This is a genomic window from Tateyamaria sp. 7Alg 36 (assembly GCF_059882455.1).
On sequence record NZ_CM187613.1, the window covers coordinates 546,235 to 569,642 of the forward strand.

23 protein-coding genes are annotated in these 23,408 nt (G+C 61.0%); 12 read left to right on the forward strand and 11 right to left on the reverse strand.

Going from position 1 to position 23,408, the window contains the following annotated elements:
• Position 1: 1 nt before the first annotated feature.
• The 9 genes from AC6GQJ_RS02660 (at position 2) to AC6GQJ_RS02700 (ending at position 7,067) form a co-directional block, all read left to right on the forward strand.
• Positions 2-940 carry a methylenetetrahydrofolate reductase gene (locus AC6GQJ_RS02660; protein ID WP_500771503.1) on the forward strand — a complete coding sequence of 313 codons (939 nt, stop codon included), beginning with the start codon at positions 2-4 and terminating at the stop codon, positions 938-940.
• A gap of 17 nt (positions 941-957) precedes the next feature.
• Entirely contained in the window at positions 958-2,037 is a 1,080-nt protein-coding gene (locus tag AC6GQJ_RS02665; RefSeq protein WP_500771505.1) for a methyltetrahydrofolate cobalamin methyltransferase, read from the forward strand.
• A 207-nt stretch (positions 2,038-2,244) separates the two neighbouring features.
• The gene (locus AC6GQJ_RS02670) at positions 2,245-2,523 is read left to right on the forward strand and encodes an STAS domain-containing protein (RefSeq protein ID WP_500771507.1); all 279 of its coding nucleotides are present in this window, start codon (positions 2,245-2,247) and stop codon (positions 2,521-2,523) included.
• A complete protein-coding gene (locus AC6GQJ_RS02675) occupies positions 2,520-2,885 on the forward strand; it encodes a response regulator (RefSeq protein ID WP_500771509.1) in 366 nt (121 codons plus the stop codon). Before AC6GQJ_RS02670 ends, AC6GQJ_RS02675 begins: the two co-directional genes overlap by 4 nt.
• Positions 2,886-2,894: 9 nt before the next feature.
• A complete protein-coding gene (locus AC6GQJ_RS02680; protein ID WP_500771511.1) occupies positions 2,895-4,997 on the forward strand; it encodes a chemotaxis protein CheA in 2,103 nt (700 codons plus the stop codon).
• Position 4,998: 1 nt separating this feature from the next.
• The gene (locus AC6GQJ_RS02685) at positions 4,999-5,463 is read left to right on the forward strand and encodes a chemotaxis protein CheW (RefSeq protein ID WP_500771513.1); all 465 of its coding nucleotides are present in this window, start codon (positions 4,999-5,001) and stop codon (positions 5,461-5,463) included.
• Positions 5,463-6,347, forward strand: coding sequence for a CheR family methyltransferase (locus tag AC6GQJ_RS02690; RefSeq protein ID WP_500771515.1), 885 nt, complete (start codon positions 5,463-5,465; stop codon positions 6,345-6,347). The genes AC6GQJ_RS02685 and AC6GQJ_RS02690 overlap by 1 nt, the downstream gene beginning before the upstream one ends.
• Positions 6,334-6,720, forward strand: a complete 387-nt coding sequence (locus AC6GQJ_RS02695; RefSeq protein WP_500771517.1) for a response regulator — start codon at positions 6,334-6,336, stop codon at positions 6,718-6,720. Before AC6GQJ_RS02690 ends, AC6GQJ_RS02695 begins: the two co-directional genes overlap by 14 nt.
• Entirely contained in the window at positions 6,717-7,067 is a 351-nt protein-coding gene (locus AC6GQJ_RS02700; protein WP_500771519.1) for a hypothetical protein, read from the forward strand. The genes AC6GQJ_RS02695 and AC6GQJ_RS02700 overlap by 4 nt, the downstream gene beginning before the upstream one ends.
• Positions 7,068-7,087: 20 nt before the next feature.
• On the opposite strand, the gene AC6GQJ_RS02705 is transcribed toward AC6GQJ_RS02700, so the two are convergent.
• The 4 genes from AC6GQJ_RS02705 to AC6GQJ_RS02720 form a co-directional block, all read right to left on the reverse strand.
• On the reverse strand, positions 7,088-7,603 hold the full coding sequence (locus tag AC6GQJ_RS02705; protein WP_500771521.1) for a chemotaxis protein CheD: 516 nt from the start codon (positions 7,601-7,603) through the stop codon (positions 7,088-7,090).
• The gene (locus AC6GQJ_RS02710) at positions 7,600-8,604 is read right to left on the reverse strand and encodes a chemotaxis protein CheB (protein ID WP_500771523.1); all 1,005 of its coding nucleotides are present in this window, start codon (positions 8,602-8,604) and stop codon (positions 7,600-7,602) included. Before AC6GQJ_RS02710 ends, AC6GQJ_RS02705 begins: the two co-directional genes overlap by 4 nt.
• Before the next feature lie 207 nt (positions 8,605-8,811).
• Positions 8,812-10,098: a surface lipoprotein assembly modifier gene (locus AC6GQJ_RS02715; protein ID WP_500771525.1), complete on the reverse strand. Its 1,287-nt coding sequence runs from the start codon at positions 10,096-10,098 to the stop codon at positions 8,812-8,814.
• A 66-nt stretch (positions 10,099-10,164) separates the two neighbouring features.
• Positions 10,165-10,866, reverse strand: coding sequence for a hypothetical protein (locus AC6GQJ_RS02720; RefSeq protein ID WP_500771527.1), 702 nt, complete (start codon positions 10,864-10,866; stop codon positions 10,165-10,167).
• Positions 10,867-11,099: 233 nt separating this feature from the next.
• Here AC6GQJ_RS02720 and AC6GQJ_RS02725 point away from each other — a divergent pair, with 233 nt between their 5' ends.
• The 3 genes from AC6GQJ_RS02725 to AC6GQJ_RS02735 all read left to right on the forward strand — a co-directional run bounded on the left by AC6GQJ_RS02725 (position 11,100) and on the right by AC6GQJ_RS02735 (position 15,278).
• Positions 11,100-13,208, forward strand: coding sequence for a sensor histidine kinase (locus AC6GQJ_RS02725; protein WP_500771529.1), 2,109 nt, complete (start codon positions 11,100-11,102; stop codon positions 13,206-13,208).
• Entirely contained in the window at positions 13,205-13,852 is a 648-nt protein-coding gene (locus AC6GQJ_RS02730; RefSeq protein WP_500771531.1) for a LuxR C-terminal-related transcriptional regulator, read from the forward strand. The genes AC6GQJ_RS02725 and AC6GQJ_RS02730 overlap by 4 nt, the downstream gene beginning before the upstream one ends.
• A 172-nt stretch (positions 13,853-14,024) precedes the next feature.
• Positions 14,025-15,278: an MFS transporter gene (locus AC6GQJ_RS02735; RefSeq protein ID WP_500771533.1), complete on the forward strand. Its 1,254-nt coding sequence runs from the start codon at positions 14,025-14,027 to the stop codon at positions 15,276-15,278.
• A gap of 253 nt (positions 15,279-15,531) precedes the next feature.
• Here the strand turns inward: AC6GQJ_RS02735 and AC6GQJ_RS02740 are convergent, their stop codons facing one another.
• The 7 genes from AC6GQJ_RS02740 to araD form a co-directional block, all read right to left on the reverse strand.
• Positions 15,532-15,927 carry a hypothetical protein gene (locus AC6GQJ_RS02740; protein ID WP_500771535.1) on the reverse strand — a complete coding sequence of 132 codons (396 nt, stop codon included), beginning with the start codon at positions 15,925-15,927 and terminating at the stop codon, positions 15,532-15,534.
• Positions 15,928-16,058: 131 nt separating this feature from the next.
• Positions 16,059-16,775 carry a hypothetical protein gene (locus AC6GQJ_RS02745; protein WP_500771537.1) on the reverse strand — a complete coding sequence of 239 codons (717 nt, stop codon included), beginning with the start codon at positions 16,773-16,775 and terminating at the stop codon, positions 16,059-16,061.
• A complete protein-coding gene (locus tag AC6GQJ_RS02750) occupies positions 16,772-17,641 on the reverse strand; it encodes a CsgG/HfaB family protein (RefSeq protein ID WP_500771539.1) in 870 nt (289 codons plus the stop codon). Before AC6GQJ_RS02750 ends, AC6GQJ_RS02745 begins: the two co-directional genes overlap by 4 nt.
• Before the next feature lie 580 nt (positions 17,642-18,221).
• The gene (locus AC6GQJ_RS02755) at positions 18,222-19,730 is read right to left on the reverse strand and encodes an aldehyde dehydrogenase (NADP(+)) (RefSeq protein WP_500771541.1); all 1,509 of its coding nucleotides are present in this window, start codon (positions 19,728-19,730) and stop codon (positions 18,222-18,224) included.
• A 13-nt stretch (positions 19,731-19,743) separates the two neighbouring features.
• Positions 19,744-20,661, reverse strand: a complete 918-nt coding sequence (locus tag AC6GQJ_RS02760) for a dihydrodipicolinate synthase family protein (RefSeq protein ID WP_500771543.1) — start codon at positions 20,659-20,661, stop codon at positions 19,744-19,746.
• A 74-nt stretch (positions 20,662-20,735) separates the two neighbouring features.
• Positions 20,736-21,665 carry a Gfo/Idh/MocA family protein gene (locus tag AC6GQJ_RS02765; protein WP_500771545.1) on the reverse strand — a complete coding sequence of 310 codons (930 nt, stop codon included), beginning with the start codon at positions 21,663-21,665 and terminating at the stop codon, positions 20,736-20,738.
• Complete coding sequence (gene araD / locus AC6GQJ_RS02770) at positions 21,665-23,407, reverse strand: L-arabinonate dehydratase (protein WP_500771547.1); 1,743 nt, start codon at positions 23,405-23,407, stop codon at positions 21,665-21,667. Before araD ends, AC6GQJ_RS02765 begins: the two co-directional genes overlap by 1 nt.
• Position 23,408 lies beyond the last annotated feature (1 nt).

Consider the following 23,408-nt stretch of genomic DNA (forward strand, 5'->3'; position numbering starts at 1 on the left):
CATGGCGTTGCTGAACTTCAAAAAGGACGCAAGACAGGACGGCGCTGTCGTCCCCGGTGTACACAGTCCCGAGGTCGAGGCGTTCTTGCAGGGATATTCCATCGAAGTGATGCCGCGCACGGCCCAGAAGGTCGAGGATTTCCGCGCCCTGCTGCCCGTTGGCACACGCGTCTACATCGCCCATATTGAAGGCACCCCGATTGAGGATATGGTGGCCACCGCCGCGCGCCTGAAGGCCGAAGGCTATCCGGTGATGCCACATTTTCCCGCCCGCATCATCAAGGACAAGGCGACGCTGGTCGACTGGATCGCCCGCTATCAGGGTGAGGCGGATGTGGATCAGGCGCTGCTGCTTGCTGGTGGTGTGGACACGCCGCATGGCGACTTTGACTCTTCGATGCAACTTCTGGAAACCGGCGCCTTCGATGCGGCAGGGTTCAAGCGTCTGCACGTCGCTGGCCACCCCGAGGGCAACAAGGATATCGACCCTGACGGCGGGCTGGCCAATGTAGATGCGGCGCTGCGCTGGAAACAGGATTTCTCGACCCGCACAGATGCGAAAATGGCCATCGCCACGCAGTTCGCCTTCGAGGCCGCGCCGATCATCGCGTGGGCCGACAGCCTCAAGGCGGCGGGCATCGACCTGCCCATCCATATCGGCATCGCCGGTCCGGCCAAGTTACAAACCATGATCAAGTTCGCCATCGCATGCGGCGTGGGCCCGTCCTTGCGCGTGCTACAGCGCCGTGCGAAGGATGTGACCAAATTGCTCACCCCGTTCGAGCCGACCCAAGTGATCGCGGATCTGGCCGCGCACAAGGCCGCCAATCCCGACTTTAACGTCACCCATGTGCATTTCTTCCCCCTTGGCGGGATCAAGACCAATGCCAACTGGGCCATCGAAAACGGCGGCGCTTCTGCCGTCCCCGCAAATGTCTAAAAGGACCTGACCGCTTTATGGTACGCACGATCGTCGAATCCAAAACGAAAACAGCCATCATCGGCTTTGACCAACCGTTCTGCGTGATCGGAGAGCGGATCAACCCCACGGGCCGCAAGATCCTGAACGAAGAGTTGGAGCGCGGCGATTATTCCCGTGTGGAGGCAGACGCGCTTGCGCAGGTCGCCGCTGGGGCCACGATGCTGGACATCAACTCGGGTGCCGTATTCTCGAACAAAATGGCCGAAGACCCGCGTTATGCCGACAACAACTTTGTCGAGCCGACCTTGATGAAAGAACTGGTCAGCCGCGTGCAGGCCATTGTCGACATCCCGCTGTGCATCGATAGCTCGGTACCCGGCGCGCTGGAAAACGGCCTTGCCGCTGCCGAAGGGCGTCCGCTGCTGAACTCCGTCACGGGCGAGGAAGAGCGTCTGGAACTGGTGCTGCCGCTGGTCAAGAAATACAACGTACCTGTGGTGGCGATTTCGAACGATGACACCGGCATTTCCGAAGACCCCGATGTGCGCTTTGCCGTGGCAAAGAAGATTGTCGAACGTGCCGCCGATTTCGGCATTCCGGCCCACGATATTGTCGTCGATCCGCTGGTCATGCCAATTGGCGCCATGGGCACGGCGGGCTTGCAGGTCTTTACCCTTGTGCGCCGTCTGCGCGAGGAACTGGGCGTGAACACGACCTGCGGTGCGTCCAACATCTCGTTCGGGTTGCCGAACCGTCACGGCATCAACAACGCGTTCCTGCCCATGGCGATGTGCGCGGGCATGACCTCGGCCATTATGAACCCTGTCGCACTGCCCGTCGGCGCCACCAAGATCGCCGAAAAGCGTGCCGAAGTGGCCGCCGCCGGTATCGTGCTGCCTGACGATATGGACGACGAGGCCTTTGTGAAAATGTTCGGGCTCGGCTCGACCAAGCCGCGCGCTGGCAAGGAGATGGAGGCGATCCGCGCTGCCAACTTCCTGACGAACAACGACGAAGGCGGCGGCGAGTGGATCAAATTCAACCGCGTGGCCCCCAAGGCAGGTCAGGAGGGGCGCGGGCGTGCAGGCCGCACCGGCGGACGCCGTCGCGCATAACGCACTGATTTTCGATTGAAATAATGAACCCGCGCCCTGAACCGGCGCGGGTTTTTTCATGACTAGCGCCCGTCACGGAAAAAAATCCAACCGCGATGCGCCGCCGGTAACGCCGTCTTAACGCACCGTCCGCTACATCCGTTCGTGATTGTTCTGCGGAGGCTCGGGTCATGAAAACTGGAATGCATTTTTGGCGTATGGTGCAGTATGCCTGATGCCATCGCTTTGCCCGCCCGCTTGGACGCAACGGCCCTCAAACAGCTCTTGGATGACCTGACAGCGGCGGTGGGCGCCAAGGCGATCCAGATCGACGCCGAACAGGTCAGCCATTTTGGCGCATTGGGTGCGCAGATGATCCTTTCCGCCGCCCGCGATGTACGAAACGCCGGTGGCAGTTTCGACATGGTGAATCTTGGCACACGGGCGCAGGATCAACTGGATGCCATGGGCCTGTCTGCCGATATGCTGGTGGAGGATCGCGGATGAGCCTTCAAGTACTTGCCGTGGATGACAGCCGCACCATGCGGGATATGATCCGCTTTGCCTTGGAACCTGCCGGTTTCACCGTCCATACTGCCGAGGATGGTGTGCACGGGACCGAGGTTCTGGCCAATACCGCACCGGATGTCATCATTACCGATATCAATATGCCGCGGATGGACGGGTTCGGCTTTATCGACGCCGTGCGCGAACATGGCGATCATGCCTCGACCCCGATCCTCGTGCTGACGACCGAGGCCGCGCCGGAACTCAAGATGCGGGCGCGCAATGCCGGTGCCACAGGCTGGATCGTCAAGCCGTTCGATCCGGCCAAGCTGGTCAAAGCCCTGCACATGGTCGCGGGGTAGAAACAGCCGATGTCCCCCCCTGATCCCATGGCCGAAATCAAAGCGTCCTTCTTCGTGGAATGCGAGGAGTTGCTGGAATCCATGCAGGATGGCCTGCAACAGATGGACGACGAAACCGCCGACAGTGAAACCATCCACGTGGTCTTTCGCGCCGTACATTCGATCAAGGGCGGCGCGGGCGCGTTCGGGCTGGAAAATCTGGTGCGCTTTGCCCACCGGTATGAAACCACGCTGGATAATGTGCGCAGTGGCGCGCTGGACGTGGACCCGAGCCTGATCAAACTGTTCTTTCGCGCAACCGATCACCTGTCCGACCTAGTTCGCGCCTGCCGCGATGAAACGGATGTGTCGCAGGCGGATGGCGACGCGATCCTGTCCGAGCTTGATCAATTCACCTCGGACACCCCCGAAGAAGCGGACCCCGATATCGACTTTACCCCCTTGGGGATCAGCCTTGATCTCGATTTCCCCGAGGACGAGGATACGACACCGGCTGCGTCACAGTTCGAAATTACCTTCGCCCCCGAGGCCGAGATGTTCGAGAATGGCAACGACGCCTACCCGATCCTGCGCGCCTTGGCCGACCTTGGCTCCTGCGAGGTGATTTGTGATACGACCAAGCTGCCAACCCTGTCCGACCTCGCGCTCGAAACCCCTTATCTGTCATGGCACGTCACGCTGACAGCGGACGTGCAAACGGCCGAAATTGAATCCCTGTTCGAATTTGTCGAAGGGCTGTGCACCTATTCGATCACGCAATCCGGTGACGCCGCACCAGACGCGTTCGATCTGGAACTGCCCGACCTGCCTGACACTTCAGATGACCTTCCGTCCGATCTGCCCCCCCTTCCGGCAGAACCCGAGGTCGCCGCCCCGCCACCCACGGAAAAGCGCGAGGCCAAGCCCGCCGCCAAGGCCGTCGTGCGCGTCGATCTGGAAAGGATAGAACGTCTGGTGAACCTCGTCGGTGAATTGGTCATTAACCAGTCCATGCTAGCCCAAAGCCTCCAAAGCGTCGGCCTGTCGCCGCATTCGGACGCGATGAACGGGCTGGACGATTTCCAGCGCCTGACCCGCGACATCCAGGACAGCGTGATGATGATCCGCGCCCAGCCCGTCAAATCCCTGTTCCAGCGTATGTCCCGCATCGTGCGCGAATCCTCGGCCGCCGTGCGCAAGGATGTCCGCCTTGTGACCGAAGGGGAAAACACCGAAGTCGATAAGACCGTCATCGAACGCCTCGCCGACCCACTCACCCACATGATCCGCAACGCCGTGGATCACGGACTTGAACAGACCGAAGATCGGCTCGCGGCAGGCAAACCGGCTGAGGGCATCGTGCGCCTGTCCGCCGCGCACCGTTCAGGCCGTGTGATCATCGAAGTTTCGGATGATGGCGGCGGTATCAACCGCAAGAAGGTCTCGGAAATTGCCATCTCCAAGGGGCTGATCCCCGCGGATGCGATCCTTTCCGAAAGCGATATCGACAACCTGCTTTTCCTGCCCGGATTTTCAACCGTCAGCGAAGTCTCCGACCTGTCGGGACGCGGTGTCGGCATGGACGTTGTGCGCAGCGCCATCACCTCTTTGGGCGGGCGCATCTCAATCGCGTCCACCCCGACCCTTGGCACGACCTTCACCATTTCCCTGCCCCTGACCCTTGCCGTTCTCGACGGCATGGTGATTGAAGTCGCAACCGAAACGCTGGTCCTGCCTCTCAACGTCGTAGCCGAAACGCTTACCATCACCGCGGATATTTTGGAAAGCATCCAACCCGGCACAGACGTCGTCCGCGTCCGCGATGCCTATGTGCCGCTTTTCGACCTCGGCCACCTGCTCGGCTATCGCGACAAGCGCGACAGTTACGTTGGCTGCGTTGCCCTTCTTATCATGCATGAAGACGGTCGTGTCGGCGCGCTGGTCGTCGATGAAATTCAGGACCAGCGGCAAGTAGTCATCAAGGGTTTGGACGACAGTTTCTACCGCGCGCCCGGCATCGCGGCGGCCACGATCCTCGGCGACGGGCAGATCGCCCTGATCCTCGACCCGTCGGACATCCTGTCCCGCGCCGCCGACTCTCCGCTGTCGATCCCCCACAAACTGGAAGCCTGACATGTCCCAAGACACCTCCACCATATCAGAGCCAATCGAACTTTTGACATTCAAGCTCAGCGATCAGGAATATTCCCTTGATATCATGAGCGTCCGTGAAATTCGCGGCTGGACCAAAGCGACGCCCCTTCCCCACGCGCCCAGCTATATGCGCGGCGTCATCAACCTGCGCGGCACCGTTCTGCCGGTGATGGATTTGGCCGAACGCTTGGGCCTGCCCCCGCGCGCCCATTCCGATCGCAATGTTATTATCGTGGTTAAACACGAGGAGTTGATCACAGGGCTGCTGGTCGATGCGGTTTCGGACATCATCGCGCTGAAGGAAAGTGATCTACAGCCCCCCCCGGATGCCACGACCCAAGGCACGCCAACCACTATCAAATCGCTCATCCTGAACGAAGACCGCATGATCCGCGTCCTCGACCTGCCCAATGTTCTGGCCCTTGTTCAAAGCGAAGCCGCGTAATGAACACACGGAATGGACAGGCGATCCTCGACGAACACTCCTTCAAAATCATCGCAAAGGTCACGCGCCGCGAATGCGGTTTGGCCCTTAGCGTTGAAAAGCTGATGATGGTGCAATCACGGTTAAGAAAACGCGTCCGCCTGTTGGAGCTGCCGGACTTCAAAGCGTACTCGACCCTGCTTGAACGGGAGGAAGGCGTCGAAGAACGCCGCGCAATGATCTCGGCGCTCACAACCAATGTGTCGCATTTCTTTCGCGAGCCACACCATTTCGAGCTGATGTCGAAATTGTATTTGCAGACGCTCCGCGCGCGCGCAAAGGCAGGGGAGCGCATTCGGATATGGTCTGCTGGCTGTTCGAATGGGCAGGAACCCTACTCCATCGCGATGCATCTATTGGATCAGGAACCGGCGCTTGCAGATGCAGATTTCCGGATCCTCGCCACGGATATTGATCCGCAAGTCGTCGGCTTTGCCCAAGCTGGAAGATATCCGGAACAGATGATGACCGGCGTGCCAATTGCCCTTCGGGACAAGTTCTTTCGCAAGTGTGCCGAGGGCTTCGAAGCCGGTCCCGCGGTCAAACAAAAGATATCCTTTCGCGAACTGAACCTGATTTCCCCCTGGCCGATGAAGAACCAGTTCGATCTCATTTTCTGCCGGAATGTCGTGATCTATTTCGATCTGGAAACGCAAGACAGGCTGTGGCCACGGTTTTACGATGCCTTGGCCAACGGCGGCGCACTGTTTCTGGGCCATTCCGAGCGTATTTCGAAACAGATGGACTTGGGCGTTACGTCCATCGGTCCGACGGCATATATGAAAACCCCTTCGAACAAGTCGGCAGCAGTCCCTGCGTCGGGAGGCAAAAATGGCACTTCGTGATCAACTACGCATCATGGTGGTCGATGATATGTCGACGAGCCGAGGGATCATCGGGCAGACTTTGGATGCGATCGGAATCCGCCATGTGTCCATGGCCGAGGATGGTGAAAGCGCGCTCAAACTCCTTGCCAAGTCGCCGGTGCATCTGGTGATTTCGGACTACAACATGCCCAATATGGACGGGCTGAAGCTGCTGCATCATTTGCGCGCGTCGGCCAAAACCAAAGGCATCGGTTTTATCCTGATCACGGGGCGCGCCGAACAGCAGATCATTGATTATGGTCGTAAGCTGGGGATGAACAACTACCTCAAGAAACCGTTCGAAGCGCAGGATTTACGCAAGTGCATTGAAACTGTTGTCGGTCCTCTATGACCGATCCGGACGGGATCACGGACATGGGAACTGCGGCGATCCTCGGCAATATGGCGTCCTATCTGGACGACTTATCCAAGGATGCCGCGCAAATTGCCGAAGCTGTGTCCAACCTGACGGCGGAGCTCGAGATCTCTCCGCCGTCACGCACGATCCAGAAATTGCAGAAGCTTGATGCGCTCACACAGTCCCTCGAAGATTTAGGGAGGTTGTGCCAGGCGATTTCCAGTTCTGTTGACTCGCCTGCGGCTCATTCCACGAGATTGAAATTGGCGGCGACCAAATCGTTGTTAGAAGAACGAGCGCCGGTGACCTGTCGGGAGCGCGGATCAATCGACCTGTTCTAGGGGGGGCAACGCCGCCTCATTCAATCGAAAAGTTCGACGCCGTGTCCGGTCTGCGCGTGCGGCAGGACTTCTTCGACATGCGTATCGCCTGTGGCAATTTTCTGGAGGACACGGCCTGTCACCGGCCAGAATTTCAAATTGCGCGCATGTGTTCCACCGAAAGACGTCGTGACCAGCGGGATACGTTCGCTGAGCAAAAACTTTGTGACAAAATTCGCGTTTCGCGCGCCGATGTCCGACAGCCCGTGCATCATGTTCGCCCCGCCAAAGGCCTTGGCCTGCAAATGCCGACGATCCGCGCCGATCTTTACCAACGCGTTAATCAACACCTCCATATGATTGATGCCAGACAACAGTGAGGTGTTTTCGTCGCCTCGACTTTCCGCCAACAAGATATGGTTCATGCCGCCCACTCCGGCCTCGGCATCCCAGATGCAGCAGGACACGCAGGAACCCAGTAGCGTCGATAGCACCGTTGTCGCGCTATCGGCCACGGCGAACTCCCCTTGGGTTACGCGGATAATATCCTCGGTCATAATGCGCCCAGTCCGGTGTTCATGCCCATCATGCGGGACAGGATTTTCGGGCCGATATTCTCGATCGAGGCTGTATCTTCGGTCGCGTTAAGCGCAAGGGCCGCACCGGGCATACCGTGGATGACGCAGCTTTCTGCGGATTGGCCGATGGTGCGTGCACCTGCGCGCCGCAGGGCCAGCATCCCCTGTGCGCCATCATTGCCCAAACCCGTCAGGATGATCGCGCCAACGCGATCGGCCCATGCCACGCCGGATGCGAACAAGACGTTAACGGAGGGGCAAAAGGCGTGTTCATAGCGCCGCGGGGTGCTTTGCACATGCCACGCGCCACTGTGCCACGCGACGCAAGTCTGCATCTGGCCCGAGGGTGCGACGCGGATCAGTCCGGGCGCAAGGCGCATGCCTTCTTGAGCGAAATCAACGCTGTGCGTGCCGATCTTGTCCAAACGCTCCACAAAGGTCATCAGGAATTTCTGCGGCATATGCTGCGCGATCACGATGGGCGGCGTGTCGTCGGGCAAGGATTGTAACAGCGTTTCAATCGCATTGACCCCGCCGGTCGAGGCCCCGACCATCAGGATTTGGCCCGCGAAACGGCTTTGCGCGGCGTCCACCGGAAAGGCCGTTTCGGTGGGAAGACCGCCCGCCGCCCTGAACAGGCATTCGCACAGGGTTTCGACCGTGTGCTGGTTGGGCAGTTCCGGCTTTGCGATGCAGCCAGCCGCGCCCAGCCGTTTGGCGCGTGAGGCGAATTCGGCGCGGTCGCCCGGGATGCTGGCGACCATCACCACAGGCATGGGGCGCAACCGCATGATATGTTTCAAAAAATCCATCCCGTTCACACCGGGCATTTCGACATCCAAGGTGATGACGTCGGGATTTGTCGCCTTGATGACGGTGCGCGCTTCCTCGGCCGAGGCGGCCATGCCGACGACCGTCAGGCGCGGATCCTGCCCGATCATGCCCGCGATCCAGCGCCGCGCCGTTTGGGAATCGTCCACTACCACAACCTTGAAAGGCAGCTTGGCGCCAGCCAGAGGGGATGCCGCCCGCATCATCAGCAGGGCGCGCGCCAATCACAGCCCGTGCGGCGCGTATTAAACGCCCGCGCCCGCGGCACTAAAGATAAAATTGCATTAACAAACATGCCAGCACGCACCCTCGCGACCCAATTGGGTCACTCTAGCGTCGCAGAAGTGAAGACAGGTTTAAAACGAGCGGGTAAATCCGATGCTCGCACCGACATTTTCGAATGTGTTCAGAACAATCGACGAATTCTGCTTTTCCACACCAATCGTCAGCACGGGCGCGAACTCTTTGTAGGACCAGTTCTGATGGGTTACACGCAGGTTCGCCGTCCATTTCTTGTCCTCACGCGGGATCGCAAACAGCGTGTGCAGCCCGTCAAAACGGTTATGTTCAAAGGCCACATCCAGACCGAGACGCAGCCCGCCCTTGAACGTGTAATCACCGCCCACAGACGCGCCAACCAGCGTGCCAGCCGCCTGTACAAAGGCGCTGTTGCGGTGCTCGGCGCGGGCGCCCACCCGCAGCACCATCTGCGGCGTCGCGGCATAGCGCAGGGTCACATCCATTGCGCGGCGCTGCACGACATAATTGGCCTGCACATAGTCGATCTGTTCATATTCGGCTCGGGCCGACAGATAGGTCCGCTGCCCGAAGGCCCTACCAAAGGTCAGGGTGACGCCGTTGGACTCCGAATACGCCTGCCCGTCCAGCCAGCGCCGTGTGCCAAACACACCGCCACTGATCCGCGTGTTGAAATCCCCAAAGGACACAAGCGCCGCACCAAGACGCAGGTTCACGTCATCTGGCGCTTTGCCGTCAAACAGCCGCCCCGATGCATCCAGCGAGAACTGGGCGCGCAGGTTGTCCGAAATCCGTGGCAGGGCCGACAGGCCAAAGCCGATGTCGACACCCGTCGCCGCCTGTTGCCGCGCCGCTGGTAACAATGTGAAAGTCAGGCCCGAAAAATTAACAAACTCCGCAGCAGTGCGCCGTGCTGCGTTGGATTCCGGTATGATGGCGAACCTGAAGTACCCCTGCCAGAATTTCGGCTGTGACAGCTTGTCGATCTCGCCCTGTACACGGGCCAGAACGCGCGGCGACAGGCCCGCGCCTTTGGCCTGTTCTAGATGATAAAGAGCTCGCGCGCTTTGATCCGCACCGATCAGGGCATAGGCAAGCTCGAGCCGGAAAACAGTGTTCGCAGGATAAAGAGCGACCAAACGGTCCAGCGGAGGGATGGCAGCGCGAAACTGGCCTGTGCGGTTATAGGCAACGCCCAAACCCCACAAACGCTGGGCCTGTTCCTCGGCAGTTGTGGGCTGGTACCCCTCAAGCAGCGCAATCGCGGCAGCGGGATCGTTCTGCGCCATTGCCTGACTTGCGCGTGTTAACGGGGTGGCGGCGCCCGCGGCCTCGACACTCAGCAAAAAGGCCGCGCATACCGCAAAAATCACCCCGAAACGCATGAAAGTCCTGCCTTAAAATATCTTGAAAATGGCGGCACCCGATTTCGGATGCCGCGCATAGTTGGCTTATTGCGTGGCGTAGAATGTGCCGCCAACGCCTGCGTCAAACAGAGCGGGGTTCTGGGATCCCACTGCTTTGACACCACCCGCCACGGTGCCAACCATCGCGGTCGCGCCAGGGCCGAAGAAGTTGCCGCCCATGCCAAGGAAGGTATCGGCAGTCTCGCCAGAGGCGCTCAATTGTCCCGTCAAGGTAAAGGTGAACGCACCAGTGTTCAGTTCGGGGATGCTTTGGCCCATGACCACCTGCGCTGGGATGGTTGTGCGGTCGAGGGTTTGTGGCTGGCCCTGATCCACCGTCAACGTCCCCGTCAGCGGTGCCGAGTTCGACGTTCCCGCCTCGGTCGCGACGAAATTGCTGGCCGTGCCAGAGAACATGTTGCCCGCCATACCCTGGGTCCATGCGACATCCACGTCGACATCGCCGATGATTTCGTACATCTGCGGGTCGGCGCCCGTGCCGAACAGATCGGTATCGCCGGAGTTGACGCCGACTTTCATCTGGCCGGTGTATTTGGCGTTCAGCGAGGTGGGCATATCCCCTGTCGGGGCCCGTCCGCTTGCCTCGTCAAACGCCGCTTCGTAGCCCGCGCTACCGCCGCCCGCACCTGCGCCAGCACCGCCGCCCGTCCCGTTACCCAAACACCCAGCAACCGAGGTGAGCAGCGCAATCGAGACGCCTGCTTTGAAAATTTTACTGTTTTTCATATCCATTTCTTTCTAAGATTCTGGTGGTACTGGGAAAATACTGCTTTTGGGAGGACGCAGTCTGCCCCCCTGTTCAGGGGGGATACCGGGGGTGACAGGCATGATATTATCCATGCTTATTTGGGGCCTCGGGTGCTGTGTATTTTTCCGAAGTGAATTGGGAAGAAGACGACGTGCGATTGAATTTTGCACCGGCCCTGGTGTTCGCTGTAGGCGCTGTTTTTTGTGTCTTGGTGGCGGTCTGGGTCACGTGGCTGGCAACGGCGCAACCATGGCTGGGCCTGAAGCTCGACACGCGGGACGACCGTGTAATCATCACCGACATCACCGCAGATAGTGGCTTGCCCGACACCTTCGTCGGCGCGGAACTAAAAGGCATGGCCAGTGCGGGGCGCGCCGATCAGGCCATTGCCCCCATTGATCTGATAGAAGAACCAGACGGCCTTGGCGTGGCCGAACGTCTAAAGGCGTTTTATGCACGTCAGGACCGGCTGTTTGAGCACCTGTCCCAAGGGGCTGTCACGCTTGTCTTGTCCGACGCTACCGGCCAACGCCGCGTTGATACAACCGTTGCACCGCGCCGCCCGATCTCGGACCTGCCGCTGAAATTCTGGGTGCAGGTCGGCGTTGGCCTTTTCGGTCTGATCATCGGATTGTGGGTTGTCACACTGCGCCCGCGCGATCTGGCGGCGCAAATGGTGTTGCTGTCCGGTGCGGCATTGGCCCTCTCGGCCTGTGCCGCCGCCCTTTACAGCAGTCGCGAGCTTGCCCTGTCCCAAGAGTTTTTCAGCACGGCGAGCCGCGCGAACACTTCGGGCACACTGATCTTCGGCATCGGCATGGTCACGCTGTTCCTGATCTATCCGCGCCGGATTGTTCCGCAAGCGCTTGTGATGGTTCCTGCACTGGTGATCGGGGGGCTGTTGCTGGGTGTCCTTACGATCAACTGGCCGAACAACCTTGTGCATACGCCGATGCTGGCGGCAATCATCATGCTGTGCCTGTTGCTGGCCATTCTGGCGCAGGTGATCGTGAACCGCCGCAATGCCACGGCGCGGGCCATGCTTGGCTGGCTGGGCCTGTCGGTCGGGATCGGAGCGGGCGGTTTTGTCCTGACGGCGATCGTGCCGCTGCTGTTCGGTCAGGGCCTGCTCTTGGAACAAAGCACGGCGTTCCTGTTCTTCCTGCTGCTTTATGCGGGGATCGCCCTTGGCGTTGCGCGCTATCGCCTGTTCGATCTGTCGGTCTGGTCCTTTGAAATCCTGTTCTATGGCATGGGCGTTGCGCTGCTGCTGGTGCTGGATGCGCTGTTGATCCTTGTCGTGTCGGTGGACCGCGCCCCTGCCTTTGGCATCGCGCTGGCGGCGGTGGCCATGGTCTATCTGCCGCTGCGGGGGCAAATATGGTCCGGCCTGCGCCGCAATCGCGAGATGCCGCCCGACACACTGTTCACCCGCATCACCGAAATCGCCCATGCGCCGGACCCGACCACCAAGACCGCCCTGCTGCACGGGTTGTGGGACGATCTGTTCACGCCCTTATCGATCGAGGATCTGCCGCCCCTGCCCCTGTCCGATACCGAACTTGTCGACACAGGCGCGGCCTTGCACATCGCGCCCGTACACGGGTTGCCCGCGCTGCGGCTGAACTGGCGCGGGCGCGGGTCCAAGCTGTTTTCCTCGCGCGACCTTGCGCGGGCCAAGTCGATCAACGCGCTGATCGACACCAGCCTGCGCCAGAACCAGACCTATCTTGAGGCGGTCACGAACGAGCGCAACCGTATTAACCGCGATATGCACGACAATCTGGGCATTCTACTGGTCAGCGCTCTGCACACACCAGCCTCCAAACGCAAGGACACGCTGATCCGCCAGACCCTGACCGACCTGCGCGAGATCATCGCGAACGAGGGCCAGACAAACCAGCCCCTACCACGCCTGATCGCCGATTTACGCTCCGAACTCTCGGACCATCTTGAGGCTGCGGGCATCGGCTTTACTTGGCACTACGACGCCCTGCCCGACATGTCGGTACGCGCCAATGCGGTCCATGTGGCGCGCGCCTTCTTCCGCGAAACCGTGCAGAACATCATCCGCCACGCACAGGCGCGCCACGTCACTGTTCAGATCGAGGTGACAGAGGGCGATGTGCTGTCTGTCCGGCTTAAGGATAACGGCAAAGGGTTCGACCCCACGCAGGACCGGACCGGATCGGGCGTGCGCAACCTGTCGTCCCGTTTGGCGCAGGCCGGTGGTTCATATGACTGCCAAAGCAGCAAGGACGGCACCGAGGTGAGCATGCACCTGCCCCTTACCACCCCTTCCCAAAGGGCCGCCGAATGAAGACCGTCCTGATCGTCGAAGATATCCCCGAAACGCTGGTCTGGCTGACCGGCATCATCGCAACGACCTTTCCCGAAGCGGAGGTGATCACCGCCGCCTCGGTGGCAGACGCGCGCGCGCTCAAGACCCATGCCATCGACCTTGCACTGATCGATCTGGGCCTGCCTGACGGCTCCGGCATCGACGTGCTGCGCATGTTGTCCAAAGGCGGGTCAACCGCAATAAAGGTGGTCACCACAGTCATGGGCGACGACGTCAGCATCGTCAGCGCCCTGTCGGCGGGCGCGGATGGCTATCTGCTCAAGGAAAACACCGCCGAAGTGCTGGCCCACCAACTGGCGCAACTGACCCACGGCCTGCCCGCGATCTCGCCCTCGGTCGCGCGGCGCATCATGGAACATTTCCGCATGACCGGCCCGACCGTCACCCAAGAAGCGCGCCTGACCACCCGCGAAACCGAAGTGCTGGGCCTGATCTCGCGCGGGCTGCGCAACGCTGAAGTCGCCAAAGAGATGCGGATTTCCGAACATACGGTCGCGGACTACATCAAGGTCATCTACCGCAAACTCGGCATCGGCTCCCGCGCCGAAGCGGCATGGCACGCCAACCGCCTTGGCCTGCACAGCAAGGTGCTGGATCATTAGGCGGTCAACTGGCGTCAATTTCGCCGAGATGTCCGCCCAACCTTACTAAGTGGCGCGAAAGGCTGGTGCTTTGCGTGCACCCGTCATACCGATGGGTCATGTGCTGTGCAGCGCACCAGCCGAAACTGCTAGCCCCGCCTAACACTCACACACACGCGAAAGGAGACCCCAGATGAAACAGACGATCCTATCGATCACGCCTCTGCTCATCGGTGTCTTTTTCATTATGCTGGGCAACGGCATGCAGTTCACCCTTGTTGGCCTGCGCGGCGATATCGAGGATTTCTCGGCCGGGGCCTTGGCCGCGATCACGTCGGCCTATTTCGGCGGTTTCCTGTTGGGCGCGCGCACCACGCCCGTGTTCATCCGGCGTGTCGGGCATGTGCGGGTCTTTGCGGCGGCGGGCAGTTTTCTGTCCGGCGGGTTGATCGCACTGGCCTTGGTGCTGGAGCCGTGGGCGTGGACAATTCTGCGCGCCATGATCGGGTTTTGCATGGCCGGAATCTATGTGACCTCGGAAAGCTGGCTGAACGCCGAAGCGTCGAACGAGAACCGTGGCACGATCCTATCGCTCTATATGCTGGCGCAGACCTTGGGCATGATCAGCGCGCAGGGGGTGCTGATGCTGGGGGATGCGGCGACCGCTTCGCTGTTCATCGTGGCGTCGATCCTTGTGTCGATTTCCTTCGGGCCGATCCTGTTGTCGGTGTCGCCCACGCCAGCGGTCGAGTTGTCCCGCTCCATCGCGTTGCGCGACCTGCTGCGTGCTGCGCCCCTTGGCACCATCGGGATCTTTTTCCTTGGCACGATCTTTGCCACGCAGGCGGGCATGGGACCGGTGTTTGGCACGCAGATCGGCCTGTCGCCGCAGCAGGTATCGCTGTTCATGGCGATGCTGTTTGTCGGTCCGCTGTTGCTTCAGGTGCCCATCGGCTGGATTGCCGACCGCGTCGACCGGCGCGGGGTGATCCTGACCACCTCGGCGCTGGGCGCGCTGTTTTGTGTGATCGGCTGGGGCGTGAGTGAGAACCACAGCCATCTCCTGATCATCGCCCTATTGACGGGCGGTGTGACCATGCCGCTTTACGCGCTGCTGCTGGCCTATGCGAATGACGCGATCAGCCGCGAGGAGATGCCCGCCGCCTCGGGCGCGCTGGCGCTGACCTTTGGCCTTGGCGCGATCCTCGGCCCGCTTGCCGCCGGTTTCGTGATGGAGCTGTTCGGCCCTTACGTCTTCTGGATCATCCTTGCGGCAACCTTCCTGCTTATCGCGGCCTTCGCACTGTATCGCATCACCCGATACAGCGTGACCCAGCCGAACGAGAGCTATCTGAGCGTGCTGCCCACCACATCCCAAGTCGCCGTCGATGCCGCCAGAAGCTGGACCGAGGATCAGTCCAGCACCGACGAGCCGACGCAGATGTGAGAGGGGCGCAGGGGCGGCAAACCCGCCCGCTGCGCCAACAAAAGGGTAGCGGCGTGAAGCGCGGCAGCAGATGCGAAGTTACGAGTGCGATGTGGTATTGCGGATCTCGCGGGTTCCGCTGGTAGGGCCACAAAAGGTCGACAGGAGTTTAAATAGACCGCAAATGCGCGGCCCTAAGGCACGCGCGTTCTACCGGTTGATGGTGCTAGACGATGATCCCTGTCACGCGATTATTAACGCACAGCGCTCGGGTTCAATGCGACTGGCTGATCTGGTCGTCGGATTGATAGGTTTCGATCACTTCGCCCAGAATATCCGACACGGATTGCTGGTCGCCCTGATTGGTCTGGTCGTTTTCGATCATGATCAACCCTTCAGACCCGTCGCCAAGGATCATGTCCACCTGCACCCAGTTGCCAATGGCATAGGAGTTGGAGACATAGCCCGCGCCTGCCGGTCCGGCGTGACCTGGAATGCCGGTACCCTGTCCGCGCATAGCATCAGGGCCGCGCATGTGCATGGAAAGGTGCGTTTCCTTGCTGCGCTGCGAGAAGTTCCACGGGCGCGATCCGGTGACGAATGTCGTTTCTCCGGCCAAAGCGTCCAGTGGGAAAAGCAGGCAGAGTGCGAGCGGAGCGATGCGTTTCATTTTATGATCCAATCGTTGATGTATGGGACGGCCCGCGGGGTGAACCGCGAACCGTCTGACACACCTGCGCGTGGCCTTCGAGTTGCTGGGGGGCAGTGCGAGAGGCAGGAGACGGCAGGTGTGTGTTCCGTTTAGTTGATGCCGTCGATGGTCACACCGAGGTTGTTGCCCAGTGCGGTGGAGACCGAAGACACAGCCGGATCAACCAAAGTACCCAGGCCGTTCACGTCCGCAAAGGCCACGCCGTCCACCAGCGATGTTGCTGTGGCGATGGAATAGGCAGTCTGCACGTTGTTGCCGATCATGAACGCGTCGGAACCGGAGGTGGTCACCAGATCTGCGGTCATGTTGTTGGCGATCGCGGTGGCGCCGCTGTCGACTGTGCCGTTGACAATACCGGTTGTGACCGAGCTTGCCGCCAGAACGCCAGGCAGGGAGATATCCGCCAGATCGCCTGTCAGGCCGGTGCCCAATGTGACGTCGACGCCGCCATATGTCTGGTTCATGTCGAACTGCATGGACACGTCGGACTCCAGCGCGGCGCTGTTACCAAGAGCTGTCGAAGTGGTTTCAACCGCCATTACGTCGTCCAAGGCCAGACCGGACAGGTTTACGATGTCATTGGCAATCAGGTTCGACGTGCTGGTGGCCGCGAAATCACCCAAAGTTATTTGCTCGGACTCGACCTGCTCCAGACCGGTTGGGGCCACGGTGATGTCGCTTGTGGCGCCTGTTGTGACGTTGGATTGGACGTCGGCGTCCCAGTTCCACGTGACGGTGTCGAATGCCATCGCTGGTGCTGCTGCACAGATTGCGATGACGGAGGCTGCGATTTTTTGGATGTTCATGTCTTCATTTCCTGTTCTGGGTTGGTTTGGTCTGGTTGTTCGGGATAATCCCCCCCCGGTCCGCAACCTTCATGGGCTTGCGCTGTAAGACCGAGTCCTTCGGTGAGGATCTGGTAGACCGCCAGTTCCACCACCGATCGCACTCCGAGCTGCAACGGTTCGTTGCGCACTTTGCCGGAGTCGAATTCTACAAATTGGTCGCCAAAGAAGCGGAAAATTCCGGCTTCATGTTCAAAACCAACGATCTGTTTCTGGAGGCTGGTCACATAGACTGTGCCAAGGCTTCTCATCTCCACGAGGCGCAGATCGAGCCCCACATTGATCACCGCAGCGCGGCGACTTCCGCCGATGCCCCCGATAAAGAGCCGATCGCCACCGGAATGGATGTTATAGTTCAGTTCTGTCACCGCGCCGAGCACGACAAAATGTGCTGGGGCGACATTCGCCTCGCCAATCGGGCGCTTGATCAGGTCGGTCTGGACAAGCTGTTGTTCCGAAAGTGCGATGCGCGGATCAAGCCGTTCTGCAAGGTTGACCTGACGCGTCTTGAAGAACGCGCTAATCACCATTTCCGACGCGCCTTGGGTTACCTCAGTGCTGTCGTTGATCGAGTCATAGGCCCGCTTGCCGGTCTTATCGACGATGTTGCCGACTGCGATGGTAGGACGATTCTGACCTGGGTTCTGAGCCAGCCCGTCAAGGCAGACCGAATAAGGCGTGGCGTTGTCGGTGACCGGAGGGCCCAGCAACGGTTTCGTCTGGTCCGCAGGGTCGATGTTCGGTGAACACGCGCCCAGCGAAACCGCTGCCAAAGCGGCGAACAAGGCTTTGCGACTTGTGACTGTATTTTTAATCTCGGAAACCATGCTAACCTCGTTTGCTGCCCCACAAACAAGATCGCCGATCCGCCGCCGCGATGATATCGCACAAAGGTGGAGCTTTGGGTGGTGTGCGCATAGGCGTCCTGCCCAAACGGATAGCGGCGCTGCACAATGGGCGCGCTGCAATACCCGCTCGCTCCACGATCCAGGCGGGTCTGGCGGGGCAAACGGGTGAACATCCGACTCGTTTCAGGCCGTCATCATCCCGAAAGGGACGAAGTGACGCCAAAACACCGTTTGCGATTCTATCGAGCAGCTAGACCGGAGGGTCACGCCGGATGAATCACCATTAAACCGCGCCTGCTGTGCGTATGGGACATGGGATGCTCCGTGCGAGTGGCATCTTTGAACCGATGCCTCGCAAGCAGACCAGCTGCGCTGCCTTCAGGCTAGGTCGTTGGATGCCGCGGCAAGCGGTACACTCTCAGTGGCGAGGCACGGCGCATCCTGTTGCTGCGGTAACTTCTTGGGCGCGCATAGCACGGGGGCAACAAGTGCCCCCTGCCCTTAACCATAACGGCGCGAGCCAAGGACCGCGCCGTTTTGCGTTGTTCTGTGATGGGCCTTAGTCGGCACTCAGAAGACTGTCAGGCACGTCCTGATAACAGACGGGGCGTAGGAACCGTCGGATGGCGAGCGTGCCGACCGAGGTTGCGCCGAAGTTGGTCGAGGCGGGGTAAGGACCGCCGTGCACCATCGCGTCGCAGACCTCGACCCCTGTGGGGAAACCGTTGGTCAGGATGCGCCCCGCCTTGCGTTCCAGTACCGGCATCAGCTTTTGCGCAAGGCCTGTGTCGCTGTCATCCATATGCAGCGTGCAGGTCAACTGCCCGTGCAGCCTGCGCGCGACCTCAAGCATTTCGGCCTCGTCCGTGACGCGCACCACCATGCCGAGGGGGCCAAAGACTTCTTCGCCCAGATCGGGGTTCGCCAGCCATTCCGCGCCCGTGGTCACGAACAGATCGGCCGAGGCAGCGCGATCCGCGCATGGGTTGTTCACCCGCGTCTCGACCCCCGCGACCTGCGCCATGGCATCGCGGCCCGACCGGTAGGCCTGTGCGATGCCGTCGGTCAGCATCGTCTGCGATCCGGCAGCGGCCAGCGCCTCGGTCGCGCCGTCGATGAACCGTGTGGCATCCGCGCCGTCGATCACAACCACCACGCCGGGGTTGGTGCAGAACTGCCCTGCCCCCATGGTTAGCGATCCGGCCCAGCCGGTTGCGATTGTGTCAGCGCGCGCCTTCATCGCCTCGGGCAGCAGGAACATCGGGTTCACGCTGCCCAACTCGCCAAAGAATGGGATCGGCACGGGGCGTGCAGCGCATAGATCAAACAAGGCCCGCCCGCCGCCAAGCGATCCGGTAAAGCCCACGGCACTGATGAGTGGATGTTGTACCAAGGCCTGTCCCATCTCGCGGGTGTCGCCTTGCAGGAAGTTGAACGTGCCTGCCGCCACACCGCATTTGGCGATGGCCGAGTGGATCGCCTCGGCAATGATCTCGCCCGTGCCGGGGTGGGCGGGGTGGCCCTTGACCACCACGGGGCAGCCCGCCGCGAGGGCCGAGGCCGTGTCGCCCCCAGCGGTCGAGAATGCGAGCGGGAAGTTCGACGCGCCAAAGACGGCAACGGGGCCGATGGGCCGCTGCACCATTTTCAGGTCGGGGCGCGGCATCGGCGCACGATCCGGCATAGCCGCGTCATGGCGGCGGTCCAGATAGTCACCCTTGAGGATATGATCGGCAAACAGGCGCAACTGGCCCGTGGTGCGTCCCCGCTCGCCCTGCAGGCGTGCTTCGGGCAGGCCGGTTTCCTGCGTGCCGATGGCGGTGATGTCGTCGGCGCGTGCCTCGATCTCGTCCGCGATGGCGTTCAGAAAGGCGGCGCGCTCGGCGCGAGTGCTATAGCCATAGGACCAGAACGCCTCTTCGGCGGCGCGGCAGGCGCGGTCCACGTCGTCTGTGGTGGCGACGCTGAAATCGTGGCTGTCACCTTGCGCGGGGCCCGAGGCAAAGCGCGCATCGCCCGCCACCCATTCGCCGGCAATCAGATGTTTTCCGTGTGGTGTGAATGTCATGGCATCTCTCCTGTTATTTGCCCCAGTACAAGGCGACGAGGTCATGCTCGCCCGCCAGTTGCAGCAATCGGGCTTTGGTACGTTCGGACATGGGGCTGAGCGGATGGCGGACGTGATCGGACCCGATCACGCCACCGGCCATCATCACGGTCTTGGCCGCGCGCAGCCCGCATTGGCGGTTTTCGTGGTTGATCAGCGGCAGGCACAGCTTCCACTGCGCCAGCGCGCCGTCCGTATCGCCCGCAAGATGGCGGGTGACGATGGGGCGGATCAGTTCCGGTTGCAGGGCCGAGGTCATGGTGCCGGTCGCGCCCGCATCCAGATCGGCCAGCAAGGTCACTGCCTCTTCCCCGTCGAACGGGCCGACGATGTCATCGCCGCCCGCCTCGATCAATGCGGCCAGCTTGTCGGCGGCAAAGGGGGTTTCCATTTTGAAATAGCCGACATTTTCGATCTCGCGCGCCATTTTCACAAGCGTCGGCACGGTCAGTGTGACTCCGGACAGGGGCGCGTCTTGCACCATGATCGGGATGTTGATCGCGTCCGACACCGCTTGGAACTGGGCAAGAATGCCTGCCTCGCTCGGGACTAGGCCGACCCCGTGGTAGGGCGGCATCATCATCACCATCGCCGCACCAAGCGCTTGCGCCTCGACCGCGCGGGCCACGGCGATCTGGGTGGAAAAATGGCTGGTGGTGACGATCACGGGCACACGTCCCGCCACATGTTCAAGGCTGATCCGCGTCAGCGTGGCGCGTTCATCATCGGACAACACGAACTGTTCGGAATAGTTGGCCAGAATGCAGATCGCATCGACGCCCTGATCGATCATACAGTCCAGCACGCGGCGCATTCCTTCCTCGTCCACGCGGCCATCGGCGTGAAACGGTGTGGGAGCGACGGGTAAGATGCCGGTCAACGGGTTTTGCATTGCGGGTCTCCTGAAAGGTTATTGGGGCCGCGCAGGCGCAGTCTGGCTGGCAATCGACGCGGCAGTGTTTAGGGTTATTCTATGAACGGATCGACAAGGACGCGCCGCCCGAGGGTGAAAGCGTCGGCCACGTGGCGCATCGGGGCAAGGTCCATGTCGATGTCGCCATGGCTGACAAGGTCGGCAAGGCGCGCATAGAGACGCGGGTATTCGCCATGCAGGCTCAGCCCGTCGGGGTTCAGGATTTCGGCCCCGTCAATGGCCAGTTTGGCCCCACCTTCGGACAGGACAAGCGTGCCGTGATCGGTTTCGGCCTCGACCGTCCATATCTGTTCGCCGCTTTGGCGGAAATCGAACACCGCGTTGATGTCCGCCCCGTCAGGATGGGCAAAGGCGATAGTCGCGGCAATCGGTGTCTCGCAATTCTCGGGCACTTCCAGCACGGCCTGCGATACATGGATCGGGTCGGGCAGGATTTCGGTCACGATGGACAGCGCGTTGATACCGGGATCAAAGACGCCTAAGCCCCCCGCCTGCCAGATCCAGTCCTGCCCCGGATGCCAGCGGCGCACGTCCTCTTTCCACGTGATGGTCATCTTGCGCAGGGTCTTGTCCGCCAGCCATTCCTTAGCCGCTGCGACCCCCGCCGCCTCGCGCGAGTGCCATGTGGCAAACAGCGATACGCGGTGTTCGCGGGCCAATGCCTCTAGGGCGTGGCACTCTGACAGGGTGGCACCGGGTGGTTTTTCCAGCATCACGTGCCGCCCTGCCCTGATCGCGGCCTGCGCCGCAGCATAACGTGGCACTGGCGGCAGGCACAGCGACACAACGCGCACGTCGCTGTGCACCTGCAACATCTCGTCCAGATCGGTATAGGCGGTAACGCCATCGACCCTGCCATGGCGCGAGACTGTGGCAGCAAGTTCCCATACCGGCGAGTTGCTGATGGCCGGTACGTGTTGATCAAGGGCGATCTTGCCGATGCCCATAAGTGCGATTTTCATCAATGCGAATCCTTTCCGACCGCGGCGCCGCGACAGCCCTTGAGAAAGCCGAGATCGGCACCGGTATCCGCGCCTTCCACATGGGTCTGGTGCAGCCATGCATAGCCCGACGCGGCGGTTTCATGGCTTGGCTGCCACTTGGACAGACGGTCGGCCAGTTCGGCCTCGCCGATGTCCAGATGCAGACGGCGCGCTTCGACATCCACCTCGATCATGTCGCCGTCTCGAACAACGGCCAGTGGCCCGCCTGCCGCCGCTTCGGGCGAGGTGTGCAGGATCACGGTGCCATACGCGGTGCCGGACATGCGCGCATCGGAAATTCGGATCATGTCCTTGATCCCCTTCTTCAGCACTTTGGGCGGCAGCCCCATATTCCCGACCTCGGCCATCCCGGGATAACCTTTGGGCCCGCAGTTCTTCAGCACCATGATGCAGGTTTCGTCGATGTCGAGCGTGTCGTCGTTGATCTTGGCTTTGTAGTCGTCGATATCCTCGAACACGACCGCACGGCCCCGATGCTGCATCAGATGCGGCGACGCGGCCGAGGGTTTGAGGATCGCGCCCTTGGGGGCCAGATTGCCCTTCAAAACCGCAATCCCGCCCTTGTGGGTCAGCGGATTGTCCACGGGGCGGATCACATCCTCGTTCCAGTTCTGTGCGTCTTTCACCTCGTCCCAGATGGTGGCGCCGGATACGGTCAGCGCGTCCTTGTGCAGTTTGTCCGCCTCGGCCAGCCGCTTGAGCACGACAGGCAGGCCACCGGCATAAAAGAATTCCTCCATCAGGTATTCGCCCGAAGGTTGGAGGTTCACGATTGTGGACACATCGCGCCCGCAGCGGTCCCAGTCATCCAGCGTCAGGTCCACGCCCATACGCCCCGCAATCGCCAGCATATGCACGACCGTATTGGTCGACCCGCCCACTGCGCCATTGCAGCGGATCGCGTTCTCAAATGCCTGTTTGGTCAGCACGTCGGAGGGTTTCAGATCGTCCTTCACCATCTGCACAATGCGCCGCCCTGACAGTTGCGCCATCACGCGGCGGCGGCTGTCCACGGCCGGGATGGCGGCGTTGCCGGACAGGGCCATGCCCAAGGCTTCGGACATGGACGCCATGGAGGACGCCGTGCCCATCGTGTTGCAGGTGCCGGATGATCGCGTGACCGCGCTTTCTGCGCTCAGGAATTCGTCTTGCGTCATCTCACCCGCCTTGACCGCTTCGGAAAAGCGCCACAGATGGGTGCCCGCGCCGACCCGTTCGCCTTGGAACCAGCCGTTCAGCATCGGGCCGCCGGTCACGACAATCGACGGTAAGTTGCACGACGCCGCCGCCATCAGCAGCGATGGCGTGGTCTTGTCACAGCCGACCATCAGCACGCAGCCATCCATGGGCTGTCCGCGGATCTGTTCCTCGATCGACAGGGCGGCGAGGTTGCGGAACATCATCGCCGTCGGGCGGAACGTGTTTTCCGAGGCTGAAAAGACAGGCACCTCCAACGGAAAGCCTCCGGCCTCCCAGATGCCCGCTTTGACCTTTTCGGACAGCTCGCGCAGGTGGCCGTTGCAGGGCGTCATGTCGGACCATGTGTTCAGGATGCCGATCACGGGGCGTCCGTCGAACAGATCGTCGGGATAGCCTTGGTTCTTCATCCAGCCGCGATGATAGATCACGTCCTTGTTGCTGCCCTCGTACCATTCGGCAGAGCGCAGACGGCGGGGCCACGGGGCGGGTTTGAATGTCATC

Excerpts from the sequence above, each read along its gene's own strand:
- AC6GQJ_RS02660 (WP_500771503.1), top strand. The coding sequence starts at position 2 with ATGGCGTTGCTGAACTTCAAAAAGGACGCAAGACAGGACGGCGCTGTC.
- AC6GQJ_RS02665 (WP_500771505.1), top strand. The coding sequence starts at position 958 with ATGGTACGCACGATCGTCGAATCCAAAACGAAAACAGCCATCATCGGC.
- AC6GQJ_RS02670 (WP_500771507.1), top strand. The coding sequence starts at position 2,245 with ATGCCTGATGCCATCGCTTTGCCCGCCCGCTTGGACGCAACGGCCCTC.
- AC6GQJ_RS02675 (WP_500771509.1), top strand. The coding sequence starts at position 2,520 with ATGAGCCTTCAAGTACTTGCCGTGGATGACAGCCGCACCATGCGGGAT.
- AC6GQJ_RS02680 (WP_500771511.1), top strand. The coding sequence starts at position 2,895 with ATGTCCCCCCCTGATCCCATGGCCGAAATCAAAGCGTCCTTCTTCGTG.
- AC6GQJ_RS02685 (WP_500771513.1), top strand. The coding sequence starts at position 4,999 with ATGTCCCAAGACACCTCCACCATATCAGAGCCAATCGAACTTTTGACA.
- AC6GQJ_RS02690 (WP_500771515.1), top strand. The coding sequence starts at position 5,463 with ATGAACACACGGAATGGACAGGCGATCCTCGACGAACACTCCTTCAAA.
- AC6GQJ_RS02695 (WP_500771517.1), top strand. The coding sequence starts at position 6,334 with ATGGCACTTCGTGATCAACTACGCATCATGGTGGTCGATGATATGTCG.
- AC6GQJ_RS02700 (WP_500771519.1), top strand. The coding sequence starts at position 6,717 with ATGACCGATCCGGACGGGATCACGGACATGGGAACTGCGGCGATCCTC.
- AC6GQJ_RS02705 (WP_500771521.1), bottom strand. The coding sequence starts at position 7,603 with ATGACCGAGGATATTATCCGCGTAACCCAAGGGGAGTTCGCCGTGGCC.
- AC6GQJ_RS02715 (WP_500771525.1), bottom strand. The coding sequence starts at position 10,098 with ATGCGTTTCGGGGTGATTTTTGCGGTATGCGCGGCCTTTTTGCTGAGT.
- AC6GQJ_RS02720 (WP_500771527.1), bottom strand. The coding sequence starts at position 10,866 with ATGAAAAACAGTAAAATTTTCAAAGCAGGCGTCTCGATTGCGCTGCTC.
- AC6GQJ_RS02730 (WP_500771531.1), top strand. The coding sequence starts at position 13,205 with ATGAAGACCGTCCTGATCGTCGAAGATATCCCCGAAACGCTGGTCTGG.
- AC6GQJ_RS02735 (WP_500771533.1), top strand. The coding sequence starts at position 14,025 with ATGAAACAGACGATCCTATCGATCACGCCTCTGCTCATCGGTGTCTTT.
- AC6GQJ_RS02740 (WP_500771535.1), bottom strand. The coding sequence starts at position 15,927 with ATGAAACGCATCGCTCCGCTCGCACTCTGCCTGCTTTTCCCACTGGAC.
- AC6GQJ_RS02745 (WP_500771537.1), bottom strand. The coding sequence starts at position 16,775 with ATGAACATCCAAAAAATCGCAGCCTCCGTCATCGCAATCTGTGCAGCA.
- AC6GQJ_RS02750 (WP_500771539.1), bottom strand. The coding sequence starts at position 17,641 with ATGGTTTCCGAGATTAAAAATACAGTCACAAGTCGCAAAGCCTTGTTC.
- AC6GQJ_RS02755 (WP_500771541.1), bottom strand. The coding sequence starts at position 19,730 with ATGACATTCACACCACACGGAAAACATCTGATTGCCGGCGAATGGGTG.
- AC6GQJ_RS02760 (WP_500771543.1), bottom strand. The coding sequence starts at position 20,661 with ATGCAAAACCCGTTGACCGGCATCTTACCCGTCGCTCCCACACCGTTT.
- AC6GQJ_RS02765 (WP_500771545.1), bottom strand. The coding sequence starts at position 21,665 with ATGAAAATCGCACTTATGGGCATCGGCAAGATCGCCCTTGATCAACAC.
- araD (WP_500771547.1), bottom strand. The coding sequence starts at position 23,407 with ATGACATTCAAACCCGCCCCGTGGCCCCGCCGTCTGCGCTCTGCCGAA.